A 22,599-nucleotide genomic window follows, 5' to 3' on the forward strand; every position below is an offset into this window, starting at 1 on the left:
GCGGAACCGGAGAGCCCGAATTCGCCGGCCCCTGGCGGCCGCCGTCGAGGGCCCCGACCCCCCACGACCCCGCGGGACCCGCCGAACCCCGTCGCGGCGGGCGGGGCGGCGGCGCTGGCCTGCCGTTTGACGGCGAACGCGACACGCGCGACACGCCGTGACGAATGCGTGATCCCTCGCACCGCCGCGCGCGACTGCGCGCGGGCGCATTTCCCAACGGGCCCCGGCGCCGCAGCTCATGCGGACCGAACGCATAAAACCGCTGGTAGAGGGCTCAACTATGGCCGAAAACGGGCCGCGCCGGAGCCGTCGCGACGGCGTCGAGGCGGGCGTCGTCGACGGTGTCCGGCGGGCAGCTTGGGCGGGACACGCGCCGTTGCATGCTGGGAGTTTGCCCCGTTAAGCAGGGGGGCGGGTTAGATTTCGTCAGGAGGCCTGAGTACGGTCGTCTCCGCTGGCAGAAGAACCGGCGAGACAAAATGAGATCGATTGAAATTGATTGATCAGATACGGAGGAATCGTGGCCCTTCCCCAGTTGACCGACGAGCAGCGCGCGGCCGCGTTGGAGAAGGCGGCTGCCGCACGTCGAGCGCGAGCAGAGCTCAAGGACCGGCTGAAGCGTGGCGGCACCAACCTCACCCAGGTGCTCAAGGACGCCGAGACCGACGAAGTCCTGGGCAAGATGAAGGTTTCCGCGCTTCTCGAGGCGTTGCCCAAGGTGGGCAAGGTCAAGGCGCAGGAAATCATGACTGAGCTGGAGATCGCCCCCACCCGCCGCCTGCGCGGTCTCGGCGATCGTCAGCGCAAGGCCCTGCTGGAAAAGTTCGGCTCCTAACCCGGCCGCCGACGATGCAGGCCGAACGGCCTGAGGAGACGGCGGGCACACCGGCCCGAGCCGTGGGCGCACCTGCCCAGGAGCGCCGGTGAGCGGCGGGGGACCGGACATCCAGCACGGGGCACGTCCCGAACCATCCGGTGACGGACGTGTGGTCGTGCTGTCCGGTCCCTCCGCAGTCGGCAAGTCGACGGTGGTCCGGTGCCTGCGCGAGCGGGTCCCGGACCTGCATTTCAGCGTCTCGGCCACCACACGGGCGCCGCGGCCCGGCGAGGTCGACGGCGTCGACTACCACTTCGTCAGCCCCGAACGCTTCCAGCAGCTGATCGACGAGGGCGCGCTGCTGGAATGGGCCGAGATTCACGCGGGCCTACACCGCTCGGGCACCCTGGCCGAGCCGGTTCGGGCCGCCACCGCCCGCGGATTCCCGGTCCTGATCGAGGTGGATCTGGCCGGGGCCAGGGCAGTGAAGAGGGCGATGCCCGAGGCCCTGACGGTGTTTTTGGCGCCGCCCAGCTGGGAGGACTTGGAGGCCAGGCTCGTCGGCCGGGGCACCGAGACCCCGGAGGTCATGCAGCGGCGCCTCGAGACCGCCCGCATCGAAATGGCGGCCCGCGACGACTTCGACCGGGTGGTCGTCAACCGTCGATTGGAGTCTGCGTGCGCCGAATTGGTATCCTTGCTGGTGGGAACTGCGCCGAACCGGCATGACCCAGCTGGCCAGACCAGAAGCCAGACCGCATCCAATCAAGATTGAGTACCGAACTTTCAGCGGTGATCAGCCGTTTTGGGGCTCGAGCCCGATTTCGAACGCAGAGGAGATTGACCTCAGTGACTATTCCGCAGTCCGACGCAGCCCTGGCCGCCGTCCCCGACCGGTTCGATCTGTCCGCCGGGGCACCGGGCGCCTACGACACTCCGCTGGGCATCACCAACCCGCCCATCGACGAGCTGCTGGACCGGGTTTCGAGCAAGTACGCCCTGGTCATTTACGCGGCCAAGCGGGCCCGTCAGATCAACGATTACTACAACCAGCTCGGTGAGGGCATCCTCGAGTACGTGGGGCCGCTGGTCGAGCCGGGGCTGCAGGAAAAGCCGCTCTCGATCGCGCTCCGCGAGATCCACGGCGACCTGCTCGAGCACACCGAGGGCGAGTAACAGGGCCGGGCCGGGCGCGCTGTGGACCGCACGCGGATCCCCAAACGAGTCGTAGTCGGTGTCTCCGGCGGCATCGCCGCCTACAAGGCGTGCACCGTCGTCCGTCAGCTGTCCGAGGCCGGCCATTCCGTCCGGGTCATTCCGACCGAGTCCGCGCTGCGTTTCGTCGGCGCGGCCACTTTTGAGGCGCTCTCCGGCCAGCCGGTGCACACCGGCGTCTTCAACGACGTACCCGAGGTCCCGCACGTCCAGCTCGGCAAGCAGGCCGACCTGGTCGTGGTGGCCCCGGCCACCGCGGATCTGTTGGCCCGCGCGGTGCACGGCCGCGCCGACGACCTGCTGACCGCCACGCTGCTCACCGCGCGATGCCCGGTGTTGTTCGCGCCGGCCATGCACACCGAGATGTGGCTGCACCCGGCCACCGTCGACAACGTGGCCACGTTGCGCCGGCGCGGCGCGGTGGTGCTCGAGCCCGCCGCTGGGCGGCTCACCGGGACGGACAGCGGGTCGGGCCGGCTCCCCGAAGCCGAGGAGATCACCACCCTGGCCCACCTACTGCTGGAACGCCACGACGCGCTGCCCTACGACCTCGCCGGCCGCAAGATGCTGGTGACCGCCGGCGGCACCCGCGAACCGGTCGACCCGGTGCGCTTCATCGGCAACCGAAGCTCCGGCAAGCAGGGCTACGCCGTCGCGCGGGTGGCCGCCCAGCGCGGCGCCGAGGTCACCCTGATCGCCGGACACACCGCCGGGCTGATCGATCCCGCCGGTGTCGAGGTCGTCCACGTCAGCTCCGCGAGCCAGTTGGGCGACGCGGTGTCCAAGCGCGCCCCCGAGGCCGACGTGCTGGTGATGGCCGCCGCGGTCGCCGACTTCCGGCCCGCGCACGTCGCCGCCGCCAAGATCAAAAAGGGCGCCACGGAAGACACAGGGGCGCCGACGATCGAGCTGGTGCGCAATGACGACGTGCTCGCCGGGGCGGTGCGGGCCCGCGCCCACGGGCAGCTGCCCAACATGCGGGCCATCGTGGGCTTCGCCGCCGAGACCGGCGACACAGAAGGCGACGTGCTGTTTCACGCGAGAGCCAAGCTGCAGCGCAAGGGCTGCGATCTGCTGGTGGTCAACGCCGTCGGCGATGGCCGCGCGTTCGAGGTGGACAGCAACGACGGCTGGCTGCTGGCCTCCGACGGCACCGAGTCGGCGCTGCAGCACGGCTCCAAGACATTGATGGCCAGTCGTATCGTGGATGCGATCGCCGCGTTCCTGCACGGGGACAGCGGGTAGAGGGTCGAGTTCTTCTCGGCACCGGGACGGGGTGCCGACCGGCTGACGCGGGCCGATATAATTCGGTTGACTAACTATTTGGAAGGATTGGCATGAGCGAAAAGGGTCGCCTGTTTACCAGTGAGTCGGTGACTGAGGGACATCCCGACAAAATCTGTGACGCGATCAGCGACTCGGTCCTCGACGCCCTGCTGGCGCAGGACCCGCGCTCACGTGTCGCGGTCGAGACGCTGGTGACCACCGGGCAGGTGCACGTGGTCGGTGAGGTGACGACGACGGCCAAGGAGGCCTTCGCCGACATCACCAACACGGTCCGCGAGCGCATCCTCGACATCGGCTACGACTCGTCGGACAAGGGCTTCGACGGGGCATCCTGCGGGGTGAACATCGGCATCGGCGCGCAATCGCCCGACATCGCCCAGGGCGTCGACACCGCCCACGAGACCCGCGTCGAGGGCGCGGCCGACCCGCTGGACTCCCAGGGCGCCGGCGACCAGGGCCTGATGTTCGGCTACGCGATCAACGACACCCCCGAGCGGATGCCGCTGCCCATCGCGCTGGCCCACCGCCTGTCGCGCCGGCTGACCGAGGTCCGCAAGAACGGGGTGCTGCCCTACCTGCGCCCCGACGGCAAGACGCAGGTCACGATCGAATTCGAGGACGACGTCCCGGTCCGGCTGGACACCGTGGTCATCTCCACCCAGCACGCGGCCGACATCGACCTGGAGAACACCCTGACACCCGACATCCGGGAAAAGGTGCTCAACACCGTGCTCAACGACCTGGCGCACGACACGCTGGACACCTCCTCGACGCGGCTGCTGGTCAACCCGACCGGCAAGTTCGTCGTCGGCGGCCCGATGGGGGACGCGGGGCTGACCGGCCGCAAGATCATCGTCGACACCTACGGCGGCTGGGCGCGGCACGGCGGTGGGGCCTTCTCCGGCAAGGACCCGTCCAAGGTGGACCGCTCGGCGGCGTACGCGATGCGCTGGGTGGCTAAGAACATCGTCGCCGCCGGGCTCGCGGAGCGGGTCGAGGTGCAGGTGGCCTACGCCATCGGCAAGGCCGCGCCGGTCGGGTTGTTCATCGAGACCTTCGGCACCGCGACCGTCGACCCGGTCAAGATCGAGAAGATCGTTCCCGAGGTGTTCGACCTGCGACCGGGCGCGATCATCCGCGACCTGGACCTGCTGCGCCCGATCTACGCGCAGACCGCCGCCTACGGGCACTTCGGCCGCACCGACGTCGAACTGCCCTGGGAGCAGCTGAACAAGGTCGACGACCTCAAGCGCGCCATCTAGGCGCGGCGGCTCACTGCCGCGGCGCCGGGTGGTCGGGATCGAGCGCGGGCAACCCGTCGATGCTGCGCCGGTTGCGGTGGATCAGCCGCTCGTAGGCCTCGCCGGGCGCCTTGTGGTGATACGCGTCGAGCACCGGCCGTTCGTCGACGAGTTCGTAGTAGGGCACCGCGAATCCGCAGGCGTCGGCGATCCGCTCCACGTCGACCACGATGATGGCGCGGATGCCCGCGTGCCGACCGTCGAAATGCCCCACGAGATCGGCGAATTCGGCGTCATCGGGCCGGAGCACCCGCCCGGTGCCGAACAGGCGCAGGATCCGCGAGTTGCGGGTGAACGAGCAGAACATGACGGTGATGCGGCCGTTGTCGCGCAGATGGGCGATGGTCTCCACGCCGCTGCCGAACAGATCCAGGTAGGCCACGGTGTGCTCGTCGAGCACCGCGAACGTGTCGCAATACCCCTTGGGGGACAGGTTGATTCGACCACCCTCGGAGGGCGCGGTGGCGACGAAGAAAACGGCCTGTTGGCGGATGAAGTCGCGCAGCGACTCGTCGATGCTGTCAAATTCCTTCGCCACCCGTGCAGCGTATCCGCTAGCCGGTGAAGCGGTAGTCGTCCAGATCGAATCGCCGGCTGCGCCAGTAGACCTCCGGGGTGGTGCCCGGCCGCAGCGGCACGTCGCCGTTCTTGTCGAAGTAATAGCTGTTGGCCAGCCGGCAACTGTCCTGCCAGAAGATCTGCCGGTGCCGTCGGCGCATCATCTGGGCGAAATAGCGGTCGTTGGCCTCCTCGCTCACCTCGACGCGGGTCGCGCCGAGGCGCTTGGCCCGCTTGAGGCACCGCACGATGTGATGGGTCTGCGCCTCGATCAGCGCGAAATACGACGAGCCGACGTAACCGTACGGTCCGAACACCGTGAACAGGTTGGGAAAACCCGGAACGGTGACGCCCTCGTAGGCCTGCAGGCGGTGCTCGTCCCAGAACCGGCTCAACGACCGACCGCCGCTGCCGGTGACCGCGAACGTGGGGACGTTGTCGGGGTCCATCACCTTGAAGCCGGTCGCCAGGATGAGCACGTCGACGTCGTGGGTTTCGCCGTCGGTGGTCGCCACCGCGTCGGGCGTGATCTTGTCGATCGGTTCGGTGACCAGCCGCACGTTGTCACGGTTGAACGTGGCCAGATAGCCGTTGTGGAATCCGGGGCGCTTGCAGCCGACGGCGTACTGCGGGGTGAGCTGCTCGCGCACCGCCGGGTCGCGGACCTGCCGCCGCAGATAGGCGCGTCCCAGCGCGGCCATCCTCTTGGCCAGCGGGAACACCGTGAAATAGTGCGCCGAGATCGGGAAGGTGAGTTCCACGTACGCCTGGCTGAGCAGCCGCTGCAGCACCAAGGCGGCGGGGATTCGCATCGCCCAGCGCGCCGGCGCGGGCAACGGGACGTCCAGCTTCGGGAAACACCAGATCGGGGTGCGCTGAAACACGGTGAGCGACGAGACAATTGGCGCGATCTCGGGGATCACCTGCACGGCCGAGGCGCCGGTGCCGATCACCGCGACGCGCTTGCCGGTCAAGTCCTGGCCGTGATCCCACCGCGCGGTGTGCATGGTGATGCCGGCGAACGAGTCCACCCCGTCGATGTCGGGCAGGTTCGGCACCGTCAGCACGCCGCAGGCGCTGATCAAGAACCTCGCCGTGATTTCGCCCGCCGGGTCGGTCTGCACCCGCCACAAGCCCCGCTCGTCGTCGAACTCCGCGGCTTGCACCTTGGTGTTGAACCGGATCCGCGAACGGATGCCGTACTTGTCGGCGCAGTGCTCGGCGTAGGCCTTGAGCTCGCGGCCCGGCGCGTAGGTGCGCGACCAGTGCCGGCTCTGCTCGAAGGAGAACTGGTAGGAGAACGACGGAATGTCCACGGCGATACCGGGATAGGTGTTCCAGTGCCAGGTGCCGCCGACCCCGTCGCCGGCTTCGAGCACCAGGTAATCGGGCAGTCCCGCCCTGTCGAGGTTGATGGCGGCGCCGATGCCGGAGAATCCGGCGCCGATGATCAGCGTGTGGTAGTCGGGGGTCTCCCCGTCCCGCCGGGCGAAGGTGCGCTCCGTCATGAACTCACCGTACGCCCTGGCCTCAGCGCTGCAGGGCGGTTCGCAGCGCCGCCAGCCCGCGCTCGAGCGCCGCGGTGGCCGCGGGCACCACACCGGCATAGCCGAGGTAGCCGTGCACGAGCGTCTCGGCGTTGTGCACCTGGACGGCGACCCCGGCGGCCGCCAGCCGCTCGCCGTACCGGATGCCGTCATCGCGCAGCGGGTCGTAGCCGGCGACGCCGATGTAGGCCGGCGCCAGATCGCTCAGGTCTTTGGCCCGCCCCGGCGCCATGTCCGACGGCGGGTCGGACAGGTCGACTTCGCCCGCGTACCAACGAGAGAACTCGGCGACGGCCTTGACATCGAGAATCGGCGCGGTGGCGTTCTCGGCGAAGGACGGCAGCGTGGCGTCCCACATGGTCGACGGGTACCACAGCAACTGAAACCTCACGGCCGGTCCGCCGCCGTCGCGGGCCCGCTGCGCGACCGCGGCGGCGATGGTGCCGCCCGCCGAATCCCCGGCGACGGCGATGCGGCCAGGGTCGCCGTACAGGTCGGCGGCGTGCTCGGCGACCCAAAGCGTTGCGGCCCACGCGTCTTCGACGGCGGCGGGGTAGGGGTGCTCGGGGGCCAGCCGGTAGTCGACCGACACCACGATCGCGTCGGCGCCGACCGCATGCTGGCGGGCCGTGCCGTCGTGGGTGTCGAGGTCGCCGATGACGAAGCCGCCGCCGTGGAAAAACAGCACGACGGGCGCCGCGGGGATCCCGGGCCGGCCGTCGGAATGGCTTGGCGGCCAATAGATCCGGACCGCGACCGAACCCGCGGGGCCCGGAATCGTGCGGTCCTCGACCCGCAGCTCGGGGTGCAACGGCCTGCGCGGCAGGTCGCGGAACCGCTGCCGCGCCGCGTCGATTCCGTCCTCGGTGGATAGCCGGAAGGGAACCGCATCCAGTACCTTCTGCAGGATGGGGTCGATCCCGGGTTTCTCGTCGGCTGGGTCATCCAAGCTGGGCATGGACGTACCGTACGCACCTCGCCTGGTGGCGGGCGCCTGGGTGGTGGCCGGCTGGGTGGCCCTGGGCTACGGCATCTACCTGACCGTGCTGGCGCTGCGCTCCCCGCCGGGAATGGAGCTGACCGGTCACTGGGTGCTGCAGCCGGCGTTCAAGGCGTCGATGGCGGTCCTGCTGACGCTGGCCGCGGCGGGGCACGGATGCGTTCGGGAGCGGCGTTGGCTGATGGCGGCGCTGCTGTTGTCGGCCATCGGTGACTGGGTGCTCGCGATCCCGTGGTGGACGCTGTCCTTCGAGGTCGGTCTGTTGTCATTCCTATTGGCGCACATGTGTTTTATCGCCGCCCTGCTGCCGCTGGTGCCGCCGTTGTCGCGGTCGTCGCAGACCGAGCGGCCCGCGGCGCTCCGGATCGCCGCGGTGGTCCTGATGTGTCTGGTGTCGATCGCGCTGCTGGCGTGGTTCTGGCCCCATCTGGGCCCGGACAAGCTGACGCTGCCGGTGACCGTCTACATGGTGGTGCTGACCGCGATGGTGTGCACGGCGCTGCTGGCGAAACTGCCGACGATCTGGACGGCGGTGGGGGCGCTGTGTTTCGCGGCGTCGGACTCGATGATCGCCATCAGCCGCTTCATCCTGGGCAACGAGGCGCTCGCCGTGCCGATCTGGTGGTCGTACGCGGCGGCCCAGATCCTGATCACGGCGGGGTTCTTCTTCGGCCGCGTACTGCCCGGCCGGGACACCGGGGACGCCTCGGCGCCCGCCGAAGGCTGATTTGTCAGTGGTCGCCGGTACGCTGCGGGCCGGACGGTAAAAACATTGGATAGCACCATGATTCGCGGCCCGAGGGCGCCGTGAGCCCCAGCGCGCGCACGCCGGTCGAGGTAGAGCCCATCGCCCGCGTGCTGCCGATGCTGTCGGTGCCGCACCTGGATCGCGAGTTCGACTACCTGGTTTCGGCCGAGCAGTCCGACGACGCCCAGCCCGGGGTGCGGGTCCGGGTGCGCTTCCATGGCCGGCTGGTCGACGGGTTCGTGCTGGAGCGCCGCAATGACACCGACCACCCGGGCAAGCTGGGCTGGCTCGATCGCGTCGTGTCGGCCGAACCGGTGCTCACCCCCGAAATCCGCCGACTGGTCGACGCGGTGGCCGCGCGCTACGCGGGCACCCGCCCCGACGTGTTGCGTCTGGCCGTGCCGGCCCGCCACGCCAGGGTGGAGCGGGAGCCCGTGGTCAGCCGGGATCCGCCGGGCCGAGTGATCCCGGCGCCCGTCGACCCGTCGGGCTGGGACGTCTACGGGCGGGGCGCTCAGTTCCTGGCCGCCCTGGCCGAGTCGCGCGCCGCCCGGGCCGTGTGGCAGGCGCTGCCGGGCGAGCGGTGGACCGACCGCTTCGCCGAGGCCGCCGCGCAAACCGTGCGAGCCGGCCGGTCCGTGCTGGCGATCGTTCCCGATCAGCGCGACCTCGACGCCCTGTGGCGGGCCGCGACGTCGCGGATCGACGAGGGCTGCGTGGTGTCCCTGTCCGCCGGCCTGGGACCGGCCGCCCGGTACCGCCGCTGGCTGGCGGCGCTGCGCGGCACCGCGCGGCTGGTGATCGGCACCCGCAGCGCGGTGTTCACGCCGCTGAGCGATCTGGGTCTGGTCATGGTGTGGGCCGACGCCGACGACAGCCTGGCCGAGCCGCGGGCCCCGTACCCGCACGCCCGCGAGGTGGCAATGCTGCGCGCGCATCAGGCCCGGTGCGCGGCGCTGATCGGCGGTTACGCGCGCACCGCGGAAGCGCACGCGCTGGTGCGCAGCGGATGGGCGCAGGACATCGCCGCGGCCCGGCCCGTGGTGCGCGCCCGCACCCCGCGGGTGAGCGCGCTCGACGACACCGGCTACGCCGACGAGCGCGACCCGGCGGCGCGCACGGCACGCATTCCCTCGATCGCGCTGCGCGCCGCCCGCTCGGCGCTGCAGGCCGGGGCGCCGGTGCTGGTGCAGGTGCCGCGGCGTGGGTACGTTCCGTCGCTGGCGTGCGCGCGCTGCCGCACCATCGCCCGCTGCCGGCACTGCACGGGCCCCCTCTCACTACCCGAGTCGTCGCGGGAGGGGGGCGCGGCGCTGCTGTGCCGCTGGTGCGGGCGGGTCGACTCGACGCGCCGGTGCGCGCGCTGCGGGTCGGACGCGGTGCGCGCCGTCGTCGTCGGGGCCCGCCGCACCGCCGAAGAGCTCGGACGCGCGTTTCCGGGCACGGCGGTGATCACCTCCTCGGGCGACGGCATCGTGCCCGAGGTCGCCCCCGGCCCGGCCCTGGTGGTCGCCACCCCGGGGGCCGAGCCGCACGCGTCCGGCGGCTACGGCGCCGCGCTGCTGTTGGACACGTGGGCGCTGCTGGGCCGGCAGGATCTGCGCGCCGCCGAGGACGCGCTGTGGCGCTGGATGAGCGCCGCCGCGCTGGTGCGCGCCCGCGGCGACGGCGGCGTGGTGCTGGTGGTCGCCGAATCATCGCTTCCCACAGTGCAATCGCTGATCCGCTGGGACCCGGTGGGCCACGCGGAATCGGAACTGACCGCCCGTGCCGAGGTGGGCTTGCCGCCCAGCGTGCACATGGCGGCCATCGACGGAACGCCCGACGCGGTGACCGCGCTGCTCGACGAGATCCGGCTGGCCGACCTCGAAGCCGACCTGCTCGGCCCGGTGGACCTGCCGCCCGGCGTGCGCCGCCCCGCGGGGACCCCGCCCGGCGTGGCGGCGACGAGGATGCTGGTGCGCGTGCCCCGCCGGCAGGGCCTGGCGCTGGCGGCCGCGCTGCGCCGCGGCGTCGGCGTGCTCAGCGCCCGGCAAACCCATGAGCCCGCCCGGGTGCAGATCGATCCGTTGCACATCGGCTAACCTTCACGAACCGTTACCCTGGGCGACAGTATGTGCATGCAATATTTCCTGTTTACGACATTGGAAGGTTGCTACACTTTCTATTCCTTAGCCGCCGAGAGGCCGGAAACCATCCGGGGAGGGGCGATATGACAGCGGACAACGCCACTGTTGACGAGTCATTGGACGTCATCACCGATGCTTTGCTGACGGCCTCCCGTTTGCTGATGGCGATCTCGGCCCGTTCCGTCGGGCAGGTCGACGAGACCATCACCATCGCGCAGTTCCGGACGCTGGTGATCCTGTCCAACCGCGGACCGGTGAATCTGGCCACCCTCGCGGGCCTGCTGGGCGTGCAGCCGTCGGCCACCGGCCGGATGGTGGACCGATTGGTCGCCGCCGGACTGATCGACCGCCTGCCGCACCCGACCTCGCGCCGTGAGCTGCTGGCCGCGCTGACCACGCGCGGCCGCGACGTCGTCCACCAGGTCACCGCGCACCGGCGCACCGAGATCGCGGCGATCGTCGCGAAGATGCCACCGCCGGAGCGCCACGGGCTGGTGCGGGCACTGACGGCGTTCACGGCGGCCGGCGGCGAGCCCGACGTGCACCTGGACGCCGATATCGACCTGTAGCGCCCGGGTCGTACCCGCCTAGGCGTCCCGCTTGGTGGCGGTGACCAGCAGGTACTCCCACCCCATCGTGCCGTCGACGAGGTGTTGCTGCGCGAGCTCGACGAGTTGGGCATCGAGCTCGGCGGCCAGCACCCGGTTGTGGCCGATGTTCGCGTAGGCCTCGATCGTCGGGCCGTAGTGCCGTTTGAAGTAGGCGTGCACGGCCTCGGCGCTGGCGAACCGGTTCACCGCCAACGTGCCACGCGCCGTGGTGATTTCGTCGATGCCCTCGCCGAGCAGCGCGGTGACATAGCCGGGCCGTCCCCACAGCGCCGCCGGCGGCACGGGATGCGACAGGCTCGGCCGGTAGGGCCGGATGGTGGCCAGCATCCGGCCGAAGAAGCCCTCCGGGGTCCAGCTGATCACGCCGATCGTGCCGCCCGGCCGGCAGACCCGGACCAGCTCGCTGGCGGCGCGCTGCTGGTCGGGGGCGAACTGCACCCCGATCGCGGACATGACGACATCGAATTCGCCGTCGCCGAAGGGCAGCGCGTGCGCATTGGCTTCCCGGTAGTCGATCGTCAGGCCCCGCGCCGCGGCCCGGTCCCGCGAGCGCCGGAGCAACTCGGGGGTCAGGTCGGTGGAAACGACGGCGGCGCCGGCGGCGGCGGCCGGCAGCGAGATATTGCCCGAGCCGGCGGCGACGTCGAGGACCCGGACGCCGGGCACGAGCCCGGTGGCCTGCACGAGGGCGGGGCCCAGCGGGGCCATCACTTCCTCGGCCATCAGGGCGTAGTCGCCCAGTGCCCAAACCGTGCGATGTGTGGCGGCGACTCGGGCGTCGCTGATGGTGGAGTCGACGGTCATCAGACCTCCTTGGGGGAAGTGAAAGGGTCGTTCGACGTCGATGTCGACACGAAACGGCGCGGTTCACGCCGCCAAATAATGACTCTCAGAAACAGTAGCCATAAGCAACAGTGTACGCACGCACACTCGGTCCGCTCGGGCGGGTCCGGCCGGCGTCCGGCGCTTCCTAGACTGGGCGGGTGCGCCTCGTCTTCGCCGGTACCCCCGAACCCGCGCTGCCCGCACTGCGCCGCCTCATCGACTCACCCCACCACGACGTGATCGCGGTGCTGACCCGGCCCGACGCCGCCGCCGGGCGGCGGGGCAAGCCGGAGCCCTCGCCGGTGGCCCGGGAGGCGCTCGACCGTGGCATTCCGGTGCTGCGGCCGTCGCGGCCGAACTCGGCGGAATTCGTCGCGGAGCTGTCGCAGTTGGGGCCGGACTGCTGTGCGGTCGTCGCTTACGGCGCGCTGCTGCGCGACGACCTGCTGGCGGTGCCCCCGCGGGGCTGGATCAACCTGCACTTCTCCCTGCTGCCCGCCTGGCGCGGCGCGGCGCCGGTCCAGGCGGCCATCGCCGCGGGGGACGCCATCACCGGGGCCTCGACGTTCCAGATCGAGCCGAGCCTGGACTCGGGCCCGATCTACGGAGTGGTGACCGAGACGATACGCCCGACCGATACCGCCGGGGAATTGCTTGAGCGACTGGCGATTTCGGGTGCGGCGCTGTTGTCGACCACCCTGGACGGCATTGCCGATTCGACGTTGACACCGCGGCCGCAACCGGCCGAGGGGGTCAGCATCGCACCCAAGATCACCGTCGAGCAGGCCCGGGTGCGCTGGGACCTGCCGGCGCTGGTGGTGGAACGCCGCATCCGTGCCGTCACGCCCAACCCCGGCGCCTGGACGGTGATCGGCGACCTGCGCATCAAAATCGGGCCGGTCGACGCCGGCGACGCATCCGGTTCGCCAGAACCGTTGCCGCCCGGCGCTATTCGCGTCGACCGCAAAAGCGTCTGGGTCGGCACCGGTTCCGCCCCGGTTCGCCTGGGCCAGATCCAGCCGCCCGGAAAGAAATTCATGAACGCGATCGACTGGGCGCGCGGTGCCCGGCTCGATCCCGCGGTGCGGGCGACATGAGCACCGGCCGTGACGGACGGCAGCGCCCGCGGCCGGACCGCAAGCCGCCGCGGCCGCAGCAACGCGACCGCCGCCCACCCCAGCGGGATCGCCGGCCCGCCCGCCGGCCGCTCGACCCGGCCCGGGCGGCCGCGTTCGAGGTGCTCCGGGCGGTCAGCGAGCGCGACGCGTACGCGAACCTGGCGCTGCCCGCGCTGCTGCGCGAGCGCGGAATCACCGGCCGCGACGCCGCATTCGCCACCGAGCTGACCTACGGCACCTGCCGCAGCCGCGGCCTGCTCGACGCCGTCATCGGCGCGGCCGCCGGGCGCGCCCCGAATGCCATCGACCCCGTCCTGCTCGACCTGCTGCGCCTCGGCGCGTATCAGTTGCTGCGCACCCGCGTCGACGCACACGCCGCGGTGTCCACCACCGTCGAACAGGCGGGCCTCGAATTCGACTCGGCGCGAGCGGGTTTCGTCAACGGGGTGCTGCGCACCATCTCCGGGCGCGACGAGAAATCCTGGGTAGGGGAGCTGGCCCCGGACCCGGCGCGGGACCCGATCGGGCATGCCGCGTTCGTGCACGCCCATCCCCGCTGGATCGCCCAGGCCTTCGCCGACGCGCTGGGCGGGGCCGCGGGCGAACTCGACGCGGTGCTCGCCAGCGATGACGAACGGCCCCAGGTGCATCTGGCCGCGCGCGCCGGCGCGCTGACCGCCGCCGAACTGGCGGACGCCGTCGGCGGCACCGTCGGCCGCTACTCGCCGTACGCGGTGTACCTGCCGGGCGGCGATCCCGGGCGGCTGGCGCCGGTGCGCGACGCCCTCGCCCTGGTGCAGGACGAGGGCAGCCAGCTGGTGGCCCGCGCGCTGACCCTGGCGCCGGTCGACGGCGACGCCGGACGCTGGCTCGACCTGTGCGCCGGGCCGGGCGGGAAGACGGCGCTGCTGGCGTCGCTCGGTGCTGCGTCCGGGGCCCGCGTCACCGCGGTGGAGCCGGCCCCGCGCCGCGCCGACCTGGTGGCCGAGAACACCCGTGGCCTGCCGGTCGACGTGCTGCGGGTTGACGGCCGGCACAGCGACCTCGAGCCGACGTTCGACCGGGTGCTCGTCGACGCGCCCTGCACGGGGCTGGGGGCGCTGCGCCGCCGGCCCGAGGCCCGGTGGCGCCGTCAACCGGCCGACGTGCCGGCGCTGACCAAGCTGCAACGCGAGCTGCTGGGCGCCGCGATCGCGCTGACCCGTCCCGGTGGCGTGGTGCTCTACGCGACCTGCTCGCCGCACCTGGCCGAAACCGTCGGGGTGGTCGCCGACGCGCTGCGCCGCTATCCGGTGAGCGCGCTGGACACCCGGCCGTTGTTCGAGCCCGTCCCGGACTTGGGGGACGGGCCCTATGTCCAGCTGTGGCCCCACCGGCACGGCACCGACGCGATGTTCGCGGCCGCGCTGCGCCGCGAAGCGGGGTAGCAAGGCCGCGACACAAAAGGACCCGGCCGCGGCCGCGCTGCGCCGCGAGGCGGGGTAGCGGCGCCGCCAGATGTGAACCGAGGCGCGCGGCTCAGTAGTCTGGCGCTCATGCCTGGCAACACGGAATCTTCGAAGGGGCCCCTGATCGCACCGTCGATCCTTTCCGCTGACTTTTCCCGGCTTGCCGACGAGGCCGCCGCCGTGACCGGCGCCGACTGGCTGCACGTCGACGTGATGGACAACCACTTCGTGCCCAACCTGACCCTCGGGCTGCCGGTGGTGGAGAGCCTGCTGGCGGCCACCACCATCCCGATGGACTGCCACCTGATGATCGAGGACCCCGATCGCTGGGCGCCGCCCTACGCCGAGGCGGGCGCCTACAACGTCACCTTCCACGCCGAGGCCACCGAGAATCCGATCGCGGTCGCGCGCGACATCCGCGCCGCGGGCGCCAAAGCGGGGATCAGCGTGAAGCCGGGCACGCCGCTCGAGCCGTACCTCGAGATCCTGCCGCAGTTCGACACGCTGCTCATCATGTCGGTCGAGCCCGGCTTCGGCGGCCAGAGCTTCATCCCCGAGGTCCTGAGCAAGGTGCGCACCGCGCGCAAGCTCATCGACGCGGGGGAGTTGACGATCCTGGTCGAAATCGACGGGGGGATCAACGGGGACACCATCGAGCAGGCCGCCGAGGCGGGCGTCGACTGCTTCGTCGCGGGATCGGCCGTGTACGGCGCCGCCGACCCGGAGACCGCGATCGAGGCGTTGCGCCGACAGGCCGCCGGCGCCTCCCCGCACCTGCGTCGATGACCGTTTCGCCGGGCGAGGGCCTTGACGCCGCGATGCGCTTGGCGATCGAGCAGTCCAATCTCGTCAAGGGAACGACGTACCCGAATCCCCCGGTGGGCGCGGTCATCCTGGACGCCGGCGGGGAAGTGGTCGGCGTGGGCGGCACCGAACCGGCCGGCGGCGACCACGCCGAGATCCTGGCGCTGCGGCGCGCCGGCGACCTGGCCGCCGGTGGGACCGCCGTGGTGACCCTCGAGCCGTGCAACCACTACGGCAAGACGCCGCCGTGCGTGAACGCGCTGCTGGACGCCAAGGTGGGCGCGGTGGTCTACGCGGTGGCTGACCCGAACCCGGAGGCCGCCGGGGGCGCGGCCCGGCTCGCGGAGGCGGGCGTCGCGGTGCGCTCGGGTGTGCTGGCCGACGAGGCGGCCGGCGGGCCGCTGCGGGAGTGGCTGCACAAGCAGCGGACCGGACTGCCGCACCTGACGTGGAAGTACGCCAGCAGCGTCGATGGCCGCAGCGCCGCCGCCGACGGCTCCAGCCAGTGGATTTCCAGCGAGGCCTCGCGGCTGGACCTGCATCGCCGCCGCGGGGCGTGCGAGGCGATCGTGGTGGGCACCGGCACGGTGCTGGCCGACGACCCGGCGCTGACCGCCCGGTTGCCCGACGGCTCGCTGGCCGAGCGGCAGCCGCTGCGGGTGGTCGTGGGGATGCGCGAAATACCTTCGGAGGCAAAGGTTCTCAACGACGATTCGCGAACGATGCTGATCCGGACGCACGACCCCATGGAGGTGCTCAAGGCGGTCTCGGACCGCACCGACGTGCTGCTGGAGGGTGGCCCGACCCTGGCGGGCGCCTTCCTGCGGGCCGGGGCGGTGGATCGGATCCTCGCCTACGTCGCGCCGACCCTGTTGGGTGGTCCGGTCACCGCGGTCGACGACGTCGGAGTGTCCACGATCGCGCGGGCGTTGCGCTGGCAGTTCGACGGAATCGATCGGGTGGGCCCCGACGTGGTGCTCAGCCTGGTGCCGCGCGAGGGCTAGCGGCGCCTAGCGCTCGCTCAGTGAAACTTCTTGCGGCTCAGGGATTTCCGGCTCCTCGGCGTGTTCCTTGCGGCCGCCGATCAGCAGACCCAGCAGCGCGCCCGCGATGCAGATCACGACGGTGGCCGCGAAGATGTCGCCGTACATCATGGCGAACGCCTTGAGGTACATCGTTCCCTGCGCGGCGATCCGCTCCAACAGGGTGGCGTCGGGCGGGATCGCCGCCGTCAGGCCCGCCACGATCTGGTTGAACCGGTACAGGCCCCACGCGCTGAGCGCGGCCACCCCGATCAGCATGCCCGTCATCCGGGCGACCACCACGGCCGCCGAGGCGATGCCGTGCTGGGCCGACGGGACGACACGCAGCGCGGCCGACGTCAGCGGCCCGATGACCAGTCCGAGGCCGAAACCCGCCACCAACAGGTCGGCGTGCAGCACGGGGACATTGAGCAGCCCCAGGATGTTGTGCTTCTGGCTCATCACGTCCTGGCGCCAGTAGTGGATCAGCCAGTAGCCGTATGCCGCGATCAGCAGGCCGACGAACGTCACCGCACGGTCGCCGACGCGGGTGGCGATCCACCCGCCCAGCACCGCGCCGATCGGCAGCGCGATCAGGAACCACAGCAACAGCCCGGCCGCCTGTGTCTGGGTCTGCCCCAGCACACCCTGACCGAACAGCTCGACGTCGACCAGCGTCACCATCAGCGCCGCGCCCGCGAACAATGAGGCGCCCAGCGCGGCCAGGAACGGCCGGAAGCGCACGCCGGCCGGTTCGATCAGCCGGGTCCGGGAGAAGCGCTCCCACAGCAGGAACAGCACCCCGACCACGGCCGCGCCGATCACCAGCGGCAACCCGTAGCTGGGCAGGATCTCTTTGCCGTCGGGCTGCGGGTTGTACAGGCCGATCACCGCGAGGCCCAGCGCGACGGCGAGCAGCACACCGCCGACCAGATCGACCTTCTCGGGCGTTTCGGTGCGTTCGTGCGACGGCAGGCTGAACTGGATCATCACCATCGCGATGAGGGTCAGCGGGACGTTGATCCAGAACACGTAGCGCCAGTCGTGGAACAAGAAGACGATGAAGATCCCGTACAGCGGGCCCAGCACGCTGCCGAGCTCCTGGGCGGCACCGATCCCGCCGAGCACGCCCGCGCGGTTGCGCTGCGCCCACAGGTCCGCGCCCAGCGCGAGGGTGACCGGCAGCAGCGCGCCGCTGGCCACACCCTGGATGGTGCGGCCGCCGACCAGCAGGTGAAAATCGCCCCAGTGACCGGCCAGCGCCGTGACCACCGAGCCGACCATGAACAGCGCCAGGCTGACCTGCAGCACCAGCTTGCGGCCGAACCGGTCGGACGCCCGCCCCAGCAGCGGCATGGCGGCGATGTAGCCCAGCAGGTACATCGTGATGATCCAGGTGATGCGCTGCAGCTGGTTAATCGGGATGTGAACGTCGGTCATGATGTCGCGCATGATCGTCACGACGACATAGGCGTCCAGGGCGCCCAGCAGCACCGCCAGACTGCCGGCGCTGATCGCGACGCGCCGCCCGGTCTGTGTGGTCACGAGCTCACCGGGGGCTTGGTCACCTGAACCTGCTCGCCCCACTTCGACAGGGTGACCTCGGCGGAATTGCCCGAACTCTTCTGCAGATTGGCCCGGACCAGCTGGTGGTCACCGCTCTCCTGGATCCACACCGTGCTCGGGACCCGCTGAGTCGCGTTGAACTGCGGCACGATCTTGTTCACCGCGTCGGCCGACACGTTCCCGCTGACCTTGATGGTGTTCTGCCCGTCGATGGTCTCGCGGCCCTCGGCCTTGGCGTCGCTGAAGTTCGCCAGCGCGTTGCCCAGCCCGCTGTCCGGGTTCAGCAGCACCGACACGTCGTAGATGTCGGACGCCTTGCCGAAGTCACTCCACTTGTTGGGGGTGAGGGTGGCGTACAGGATCCCGTCGACGACGACGAAGTTTGCGTCGATGTCGGAGCCGCCCAGGGTGATGGTGGCGTTGCCCGACGCGGCGGTGGCCGGCGCCGTGGTGAGGTCACCGGTCAGCGTCTTGATGGGGAGCCCGGGGATCTTGCCCTGGATGCTCAGCGCGATGTGCGCGCTCTGCACCTTCTTGGTGGCGTCGGCCGACTGCTTGACCAAGGTCGTGCCGTCGGGGAGTGGCGCGCCGCTCTGCTTTGAGCCCGACGAGCAGCCGGCGATCAAGGCGGTGGCGAGGGTCAGGGATGCGAGGACGGCCGATAGACGGCGGCGGGTCTGCATACTCGCATCGTAGAGGGTGCCGGTGACTGCCCTGGTGAACGCGGGGGGCCGGTGTCGCCGGTGCGACGGTGTTTGCCCTGCTCATCCGCGCGAGTGCGGGCCAATTAGCCTTGGGTGATGTTTACCGGAATTGTCGAGGAACTCGGGGAGGTGGCGGGCCGCGACGTCCTTTCCGACGCGGCGCGGCTGACCATCCGCGGAGCCGTCGTGACCGCGGACGCGGGCCACGGCGATTCGATCGCCGTCAACGGCGTGTGCCTGACCGTGGCCGAGCTGCTGCCCGGCGGGCTTTTCACCGCGGACGTGATGGGCGAAACCCTGAACCGGTCCAACCTGGGCGAATTGCAGGTCGGCAGCCGGGTGAACCTGGAGCGCGCCGCGGCCGTCAACAGCCGGCTGGGCGGGCACATCGTGCAGGGCCACGTCGACGGGACCGGGCAGATCGTGGCGCGCACGCCGTCCGAGCACTGGGAGGTGGTGCGCATTGAGATCCCCGCGGAGGTGGCCCGCTACGTCGTGGAGAAGGGGTCGATCACCGTCGACGGGATCTCGCTGACGGTGTCCGGGCTGGGTGCCGACCCGCGCGACTGGTTCGAGGTTTCGTTGATTCCCACCACCCGCGAACTGACCACCCTGGGCCAGGCTCCGGTCGGGACGCAGGTGAACCTCGAGGTCGACGTGATCGCGAAATACGTCGAGCGGTTGATGTCCCGCTGATCAAGCCGTCGCAATAACCGCGGCGTCGGCGTGGTTCATACTGAATGCAACACGTGGACTTCTCGTGTGAGCCGTTTTTGACAGTGTTCCCGCCCGGAAAGCGGGGACGGCGAGGTAGCAGAGATGACGAGGTTGGACTCCGTCGAGAGGGCGGTTGCCGACATTGCGGCCGGCAAGGCCGTCATCGTCATCGACGACGAGGACCGTGAGAACGAGGGCGATCTGATCTTCGCCGCCGAGAAGGCGACGCCGGAGATGGTGGCGTTCATGGTGCGCTACACCTCGGGATACCTGTGCGTGCCGCTGGACGGCGCGATCTGCGACCGCTTGGGGCTGCTGCCGATGTACGCGGTGAACCAGGACAAGCACGGAACCGCCTACACCGTCACGGTGGACGCGAAAGATGGTGTGGGAACCGGTATTTCGGCGTCGGACCGCGCCACCACGATGCGCTTGCTGGCCAACCCCACCAGCGTCGCCGACGATTTCACCCGCCCCGGTCACGTGGTTCCGTTGCGCGCCAAGGACGGTGGCGTGCTGCGCCGCCCCGGCCACACCGAGGCCGCGGTCGACCTGGCCCGGATGGCCGGCCTGCAGCCCGCGGGCGCCATCTGCGAGATCGTCAGCCAAAAGGACGAGGGCGCGATGGCGCAGACCGACGAGCTGCGGGTGTTCGCCGACGAACACGACCTCGCGATGATCACGATCGCCGACCTGATCGAGTGGCGGCGCAAGCACGAGAAGCACATCGCCCGCATCGCCGAGGCCCGGATACCGACCCGGCACGGCGAATTCCGTGCCATCGGGTACGCCAGCATCTACGAAGAAGTCGAACACGTGGCGCTGGTGCGCGGCGACATCGCCGGGCCGGACTCCGATGGTGACGACGTGCTGGTGCGCGTGCACTCCGAGTGCCTGACCGGCGACGTCTTCGGTTCCCGCCGCTGCGACTGCGGGCCGCAGCTGGACGCCGCCATGGCGATGGTCGCCCGCGAGGGGCGCGGCATCGTGCTGTACATGCGCGGCCACGAGGGCCGCGGCATCGGCCTGATGCACAAACTGCAGGCCTATCAGCTGCAGGACGCCGGCGAAGACACCGTCGACGCCAACCTGAAACTTGGATTGCCCGCCGACGCAAGGGATTACGGGATCGGCGCGCAGATCCTCGTCGACCTCGGCGTGCGCTCGATGCGGCTGCTGACCAACAACCCGGCCAAGCGCGTCGGGCTGGACGGGTACGGCCTGCACATCATCGAGCGGGTGCCGCTGCCGGTGCGCGCCAATTCGGAGAACATCCGTTACCTGATGACCAAGCGGGACAAGATGGGTCACGACCTGGCCGGGCTGGACGACTTCCACGAATCCATCCATCTCCCAGGTGAGTTCGGCGGTGCGCTGTGACCGCCCGACCCGCTAGCGAGGGAGAGCGGCGCCGATGAGTGGTGGCGCCGGCGTGCCGGAAGTGCCGGCGCTTGACGCCTCCGGTGTGCGGCTGGGCATCGTGGCCAGCACCTGGCACAGCGAGATCTGCGACGCGCTGCTGGACGGCGCGCGCAAAGTCGCCGCCGACTCGGGCGTCGACGACCCCACCGTGGTCCGCGTGCTCGGCGCCATCGAGATCCCGGTGGTGGCCCAGGAGCTCGCCCGCACCCATGACGCCGTCGTCGCGCTGGGCGTCGTGATCCGCGGGCAGACACCACATTTCGAGTACGTCTGCGACGCGGTGACCCAGGGCCTGACCCGGGTTTCGCTGGACGCGTCGACCCCGGTGGCCAACGGCGTGCTGACCACCGACAACGAGGAACAGGCGCTGGATCGCGCCGGGCTCCCGGCGTCGGCCGAGGACAAGGGCGCCCAGGCGACCGGGGCGGCGCTGTCGGCGGCGCTCACCCTGCGCGAGTTGCGCGCCCGGTCGTGACGTCGTCACCCGACCGCGAGACCTGGGATGCGGTGCTGCGCCCCCACCGCACGCCGTTATTCGCCTACGGGGCAGCGGTGCTCATCGCCGGCGCGCACATCGTGGTGGGCCTGTTGCTCAAGGTGAAGTCCACCGGCGTGGTGTTTCAGACCGCCGACCAGGTGGCGATCGCGGTGCTGGGGCTGGTCATCGCCGGCATCGTGCTGTTGTTTGCCCGGCCCCGGCTGCGGGTCGGGCCGTCGGGCGTATCTGTGCGAAACCTGTTGGGGGACAAGCTGATCGAGTGGCCCGATGTCGTCGGTGTCTCGTTTCCGGTGGGCCACCGGTGGGCGCGCATCGACTTGCCCGACGACGAGTACATCCCGGTGATGGCCATCCAGGCCGTCGACAAGGGCCGCGCGGTGCGTGCCATGGACACGGTGCGCGCGCTGCTGGCGCGCTATCGGCCGGACCTACCGACCCCCTGAGCGCCGCAACGACGCCTCCCCGGTGTCAGCCAGGGAGGCGCCGTCGCTGAGGACCTGACGCTTGAGTCGGAAAGCCCGTATCGGACGCACTCAGTATCGAGTGCAGTCCGTCATCATCTGCTGGAAAATCGGCAGGGCCTGCTGGGCCCCCTGGTTGTGCTCGATCGCGCGCAGCAGATTCACGCGCTGATCGGGCGACGACGCCAGGTACTGCTGCAAGAACTGCTGGTTCGGCGGCGACTGGTCGAGGTACTGAGCGGCCATCGGGTTCTCCGCGTGCACCGCCCGCATCGCCTGGTCGTAGCTACAGGTCGTGTTGATCATCGGACCGTAATCGGGGCTGGCGGATGCGACCCCGGCCCCAGCGGTCGACGCCAAAGCCAGGCCGCCGACGGTGACGGCCAGTTTGGCCCACGAACGCTTCATCATTTACGGACTCCCTCCATTGCTGTGCCCCCACTCTAACGTTGAGTTAGAGGGTTGGTAGCCAGAACCGAGTCCGCCCAAACCGCCGGCAACGCGCGCGGGCCGCTCAGGGCGCGTCCGCCCGTCCCGGTTCCGGACCCTCGCTTTCGGGGCCCCAGCTGCTCGGTAGCAGCGGCATTCGGGGTCCGTCGTCCAAGGAATCGCCGGCAATTGTGGTCAATCCCACCGGGGCGGCATCCGCCCCGCGGGTGGTGCCGGCGAACCCCATGGGCCCCGCTCCCCGGTCCGAAGCCGTCACCGGGGTTTTGCCGGCGGCATCCGCCTCCGGCTCCCCGTTGAGGTACTCGTAGCGGCGCCCGGGGTCGATCAGGCCCGGCCGCTGGCGGCGCCGG

The 22,599-nt window shown here is 70.6% G+C and carries 23 protein-coding genes and 1 pseudogene; 16 read left to right on the forward strand and 8 right to left on the reverse strand.

Annotated elements, in window-relative coordinates; all coding sequences use genetic code 11:
• The first annotated feature begins 520 nt into the window (after positions 1 to 520).
• From mihF to metK, 5 genes are all read left to right on the forward strand, one after another.
• Positions 521 to 835: an integration host factor, actinobacterial type gene (mihF, locus tag JF781_RS17605; protein ID WP_007171927.1), complete on the forward strand. Its 315-nt coding sequence runs from the start codon at positions 521 to 523 to the stop codon at positions 833 to 835.
• An 88-nt stretch (positions 836 to 923) separates the two neighbouring features.
• Complete coding sequence (gmk, locus tag JF781_RS17610; RefSeq protein ID WP_225328444.1) at positions 924 to 1,592, forward strand: guanylate kinase; 669 nt, start codon at positions 924 to 926, stop codon at positions 1,590 to 1,592.
• A gap of 74 nt (positions 1,593 to 1,666) precedes the next feature.
• Positions 1,667 to 1,993 (forward strand): DNA-directed RNA polymerase subunit omega, encoded by a 327-nt coding sequence (gene rpoZ / locus JF781_RS17615; protein WP_008258195.1) that lies wholly within the window; start codon positions 1,667 to 1,669, stop codon positions 1,991 to 1,993.
• Positions 1,994 to 2,014: 21 nt separating this feature from the next.
• Complete coding sequence (gene coaBC, locus JF781_RS17620; RefSeq protein WP_225328443.1) at positions 2,015 to 3,277, forward strand: bifunctional phosphopantothenoylcysteine decarboxylase/phosphopantothenate--cysteine ligase CoaBC; 1,263 nt, start codon at positions 2,015 to 2,017, stop codon at positions 3,275 to 3,277.
• A 92-nt stretch (positions 3,278 to 3,369) separates the two neighbouring features.
• Positions 3,370 to 4,581: a methionine adenosyltransferase gene (gene metK / locus JF781_RS17625; protein ID WP_225328442.1), complete on the forward strand. Its 1,212-nt coding sequence runs from the start codon at positions 3,370 to 3,372 to the stop codon at positions 4,579 to 4,581.
• Between the two features lie 10 nt (positions 4,582 to 4,591).
• Here metK and JF781_RS17630 read toward each other — a convergent pair whose 3' ends face one another.
• The 3 genes from JF781_RS17630 to JF781_RS17640 are packed head-to-tail and all read right to left on the reverse strand — an operon-like array spanning position 4,592 to position 7,683.
• Positions 4,592 to 5,158, reverse strand: coding sequence for a pyridoxamine 5'-phosphate oxidase family protein (locus JF781_RS17630; RefSeq protein WP_225328441.1), 567 nt, complete (start codon positions 5,156 to 5,158; stop codon positions 4,592 to 4,594).
• 16 nt (positions 5,159 to 5,174) lie between these two features.
• On the reverse strand, positions 5,175 to 6,686 hold the full coding sequence (locus tag JF781_RS17635; RefSeq protein WP_225328440.1) for an NAD(P)/FAD-dependent oxidoreductase: 1,512 nt from the start codon (positions 6,684 to 6,686) through the stop codon (positions 5,175 to 5,177).
• A 22-nt stretch (positions 6,687 to 6,708) separates the two neighbouring features.
• Positions 6,709 to 7,683, reverse strand: a complete 975-nt coding sequence (locus tag JF781_RS17640) for an alpha/beta hydrolase (protein WP_225328439.1) — start codon at positions 7,681 to 7,683, stop codon at positions 6,709 to 6,711.
• On the opposite strand from JF781_RS17640, the gene JF781_RS17645 reads away from it, so the two are divergent.
• The 3 genes from JF781_RS17645 (at position 7,682) to JF781_RS17655 (ending at position 11,171) form a co-directional block, all read left to right on the forward strand.
• Positions 7,682 to 8,452, forward strand: coding sequence for a lysoplasmalogenase (locus tag JF781_RS17645; protein WP_225328438.1), 771 nt, complete (start codon positions 7,682 to 7,684; stop codon positions 8,450 to 8,452). The genes JF781_RS17640 and JF781_RS17645 overlap by 2 nt on opposite strands.
• A 137-nt stretch (positions 8,453 to 8,589) precedes the next feature.
• Positions 8,590 to 10,557 (forward strand): primosomal protein N', encoded by a 1,968-nt coding sequence (locus JF781_RS17650; RefSeq protein ID WP_255642022.1) that lies wholly within the window; start codon positions 8,590 to 8,592, stop codon positions 10,555 to 10,557.
• Positions 10,558 to 10,685: 128 nt separating this feature from the next.
• Positions 10,686 to 11,171, forward strand: coding sequence for a MarR family winged helix-turn-helix transcriptional regulator (locus JF781_RS17655; protein ID WP_067165904.1), 486 nt, complete (start codon positions 10,686 to 10,688; stop codon positions 11,169 to 11,171).
• Between the two features lie 18 nt (positions 11,172 to 11,189).
• Here the strand turns inward: JF781_RS17655 and JF781_RS17660 are convergent, their stop codons facing one another.
• Positions 11,190 to 12,017 carry a class I SAM-dependent methyltransferase gene (locus JF781_RS17660; RefSeq protein WP_225328436.1) on the reverse strand — a complete coding sequence of 276 codons (828 nt, stop codon included), beginning with the start codon at positions 12,015 to 12,017 and terminating at the stop codon, positions 11,190 to 11,192.
• 179 nt (positions 12,018 to 12,196) lie between these two features.
• Between JF781_RS17660 and fmt the strand changes: the two genes are divergently transcribed.
• The 4 genes from fmt to ribD all read left to right on the forward strand — a co-directional run bounded on the left by fmt (position 12,197) and on the right by ribD (position 16,412).
• Positions 12,197 to 13,135 (forward strand): methionyl-tRNA formyltransferase, encoded by a 939-nt coding sequence (gene fmt / locus JF781_RS17665; RefSeq protein ID WP_225328435.1) that lies wholly within the window; start codon positions 12,197 to 12,199, stop codon positions 13,133 to 13,135.
• Positions 13,132 to 14,583: an RsmB/NOP family class I SAM-dependent RNA methyltransferase gene (locus JF781_RS17670; RefSeq protein ID WP_225341285.1), complete on the forward strand. Its 1,452-nt coding sequence runs from the start codon at positions 13,132 to 13,134 to the stop codon at positions 14,581 to 14,583. Before fmt ends, JF781_RS17670 begins: the two co-directional genes overlap by 4 nt.
• 99 nt (positions 14,584 to 14,682) lie before the next feature.
• Positions 14,683 to 15,390 carry a ribulose-phosphate 3-epimerase gene (gene rpe / locus JF781_RS17675; RefSeq protein WP_225330533.1) on the forward strand — a complete coding sequence of 236 codons (708 nt, stop codon included), beginning with the start codon at positions 14,683 to 14,685 and terminating at the stop codon, positions 15,388 to 15,390.
• Positions 15,387 to 16,412: a bifunctional diaminohydroxyphosphoribosylaminopyrimidine deaminase/5-amino-6-(5-phosphoribosylamino)uracil reductase RibD gene (gene ribD / locus JF781_RS17680; protein WP_225330531.1), complete on the forward strand. Its 1,026-nt coding sequence runs from the start codon at positions 15,387 to 15,389 to the stop codon at positions 16,410 to 16,412. The genes rpe and ribD overlap by 4 nt, the downstream gene beginning before the upstream one ends.
• Positions 16,413 to 16,418: 6 nt before the next feature.
• Here ribD and JF781_RS17685 read toward each other — a convergent pair whose 3' ends face one another.
• Together JF781_RS17685 and JF781_RS17690 are read right to left on the reverse strand one after the other, a co-directional pair.
• Positions 16,419 to 17,975 carry an MFS transporter gene (locus JF781_RS17685; protein ID WP_225330530.1) on the reverse strand — a complete coding sequence of 519 codons (1,557 nt, stop codon included), beginning with the start codon at positions 17,973 to 17,975 and terminating at the stop codon, positions 16,419 to 16,421.
• Positions 17,972 to 18,679 (reverse strand): LppX_LprAFG lipoprotein, encoded by a 708-nt coding sequence (locus JF781_RS17690; protein WP_225330529.1) that lies wholly within the window; start codon positions 18,677 to 18,679, stop codon positions 17,972 to 17,974. The genes JF781_RS17685 and JF781_RS17690 overlap by 4 nt, the downstream gene beginning before the upstream one ends.
• A gap of 117 nt (positions 18,680 to 18,796) precedes the next feature.
• Between JF781_RS17690 and JF781_RS17695 the strand changes: the two genes are divergently transcribed.
• From JF781_RS17695 to JF781_RS17710, 4 genes are all read left to right on the forward strand, one after another.
• A complete protein-coding gene (locus JF781_RS17695; protein WP_225330528.1) occupies positions 18,797 to 19,396 on the forward strand; it encodes a riboflavin synthase in 600 nt (199 codons plus the stop codon).
• A gap of 123 nt (positions 19,397 to 19,519) precedes the next feature.
• Positions 19,520 to 20,797: a bifunctional 3,4-dihydroxy-2-butanone-4-phosphate synthase/GTP cyclohydrolase II gene (locus tag JF781_RS17700; RefSeq protein ID WP_225330527.1), complete on the forward strand. Its 1,278-nt coding sequence runs from the start codon at positions 19,520 to 19,522 to the stop codon at positions 20,795 to 20,797.
• A gap of 34 nt (positions 20,798 to 20,831) precedes the next feature.
• The gene (gene ribH, locus JF781_RS17705) at positions 20,832 to 21,314 is read left to right on the forward strand and encodes a 6,7-dimethyl-8-ribityllumazine synthase (RefSeq protein WP_225330526.1); all 483 of its coding nucleotides are present in this window, start codon (positions 20,832 to 20,834) and stop codon (positions 21,312 to 21,314) included.
• Entirely contained in the window at positions 21,311 to 21,781 is a 471-nt protein-coding gene (locus JF781_RS17710) for a PH domain-containing protein (RefSeq protein WP_225330525.1), read from the forward strand. The genes ribH and JF781_RS17710 overlap by 4 nt, the downstream gene beginning before the upstream one ends.
• 90 nt (positions 21,782 to 21,871) lie before the next feature.
• Here the strand turns inward: JF781_RS17710 and JF781_RS17715 are convergent, their stop codons facing one another.
• Both JF781_RS17715 and JF781_RS17720 read right to left on the reverse strand, forming a co-directional pair.
• On the reverse strand, positions 21,872 to 22,210 hold the full coding sequence (locus JF781_RS17715; RefSeq protein WP_225330524.1) for a hemophore-related protein: 339 nt from the start codon (positions 22,208 to 22,210) through the stop codon (positions 21,872 to 21,874).
• A 103-nt stretch (positions 22,211 to 22,313) separates the two neighbouring features.
• Positions 22,314 to 22,599: pseudogene (locus JF781_RS17720) on the reverse strand (PPE family protein); the annotation flags it as partial.

It is taken from the genome of Mycobacterium sp. WUMAC-067 (assembly GCF_020217485.1).
Lineage (GTDB): Bacteria > Actinomycetota > Actinomycetes > Mycobacteriales > Mycobacteriaceae > Mycobacterium.

Bases quoted from the DNA above. Each gene is read 5' to 3' on its own strand.
- metK (WP_225328442.1), top strand. From the start codon at position 3,370: ATGAGCGAAAAGGGTCGCCTGTTTACCAGTGAGTCGGTGACTGAGGGA.
- JF781_RS17700 (WP_225330527.1), top strand. From the start codon at position 19,520: ATGACGAGGTTGGACTCCGTCGAGAGGGCGGTTGCCGACATTGCGGCC.
- JF781_RS17670 (WP_225341285.1), top strand. From the start codon at position 13,132: ATGAGCACCGGCCGTGACGGACGGCAGCGCCCGCGGCCGGACCGCAAG.
- JF781_RS17715 (WP_225330524.1), bottom strand. From the start codon at position 22,210: ATGATGAAGCGTTCGTGGGCCAAACTGGCCGTCACCGTCGGCGGCCTG.
- JF781_RS17645 (WP_225328438.1), top strand. From the start codon at position 7,682: ATGGACGTACCGTACGCACCTCGCCTGGTGGCGGGCGCCTGGGTGGTG.
- JF781_RS17635 (WP_225328440.1), bottom strand. From the start codon at position 6,686: ATGACGGAGCGCACCTTCGCCCGGCGGGACGGGGAGACCCCCGACTAC.
- JF781_RS17695 (WP_225330528.1), top strand. From the start codon at position 18,797: ATGTTTACCGGAATTGTCGAGGAACTCGGGGAGGTGGCGGGCCGCGAC.
- JF781_RS17640 (WP_225328439.1), bottom strand. From the start codon at position 7,683: ATGCCCAGCTTGGATGACCCAGCCGACGAGAAACCCGGGATCGACCCC.
- JF781_RS17690 (WP_225330529.1), bottom strand. From the start codon at position 18,679: ATGCAGACCCGCCGCCGTCTATCGGCCGTCCTCGCATCCCTGACCCTC.
- JF781_RS17660 (WP_225328436.1), bottom strand. From the start codon at position 12,017: ATGACCGTCGACTCCACCATCAGCGACGCCCGAGTCGCCGCCACACAT.
- JF781_RS17655 (WP_067165904.1), top strand. From the start codon at position 10,686: ATGACAGCGGACAACGCCACTGTTGACGAGTCATTGGACGTCATCACC.
- JF781_RS17650 (WP_255642022.1), top strand. From the start codon at position 8,590: ATGCTGTCGGTGCCGCACCTGGATCGCGAGTTCGACTACCTGGTTTCG.
- ribD (WP_225330531.1), top strand. From the start codon at position 15,387: ATGACCGTTTCGCCGGGCGAGGGCCTTGACGCCGCGATGCGCTTGGCG.
- ribH (WP_225330526.1), top strand. From the start codon at position 20,832: ATGAGTGGTGGCGCCGGCGTGCCGGAAGTGCCGGCGCTTGACGCCTCC.